This window comes from Caldimonas tepidiphila (assembly GCF_003569765.1).
Lineage (GTDB): Bacteria > Pseudomonadota > Gammaproteobacteria > Burkholderiales > Burkholderiaceae_C > Caldimonas > Caldimonas tepidiphila.
Genome location: NZ_QXMG01000194.1, coordinates 1 through 657 on the forward strand (window position 1 = coordinate 1; position 657 = coordinate 657).

The 657-nt window shown below is 44.1% G+C and carries 1 protein-coding gene; it reads right to left on the minus strand.

From position 1 onward, the window contains the following. Positions 1-422: 422 nt before the first annotated feature. A partial coding sequence (locus tag D3A59_RS26045) for a hypothetical protein (protein ID WP_205665280.1) occupies positions 423-657 on the minus strand: 235 nt, incomplete at its 5' end.

The following is a 657-nucleotide window of genomic DNA, read 5'->3' on the forward strand; positions in this document are numbered from 1 at the left end:
CTGCATAGGCAAAGGATGGAGCACACCATCAAAATCTAGAAATATAGCTCGCATCCCTGGAACCTTTTCGCGCTTCCCCTGCTCAAATCATTTTAGCGCTCAACTTCTGTCAGCGCAACCCACAACTGATGCCCAGAAGCAACTCCATCAATATTCGATTCCCCTTTAATAAAAATCTGCCCGCCTTTTTCCATATTAAGACAATAGGCGAAAGGCTCTTCTTGAGGCTTTACTTTTAGGCCAAAGATCCGCAAAACACGAAGGATTTCTCATTTTTTTGGACCCACTCTCCCAAAATAAAGCTCCTTGAGGGGCGGACCTGAAAGGAGACTGGAAATCTGATTACCCCCAACAGAGTGAATTCCTGCATAGCTATGCCCAGATTGTTCAGTTTCTGGGTCAGTAGAGTATGAGATAAAAAATTATGGACTCGTTAGGTAAACAGATTCATTTAAATGTAGTGATATATCTTCACCTACCTCACTGACTTCAGGAAGTTTCTCCTTTATTTCTTTTTCGTTGCAGACGCAATCCAAGCAATCCTGTGGTTCGGTCATTTGCACACACTCCTGCGCTACGTTATTCGTAGTAGTCAGCATGGCTTTGCCCCTGAGAACCGGATCCCTTGCTGAATGATGAAATCGAGGCAAGGAGAGA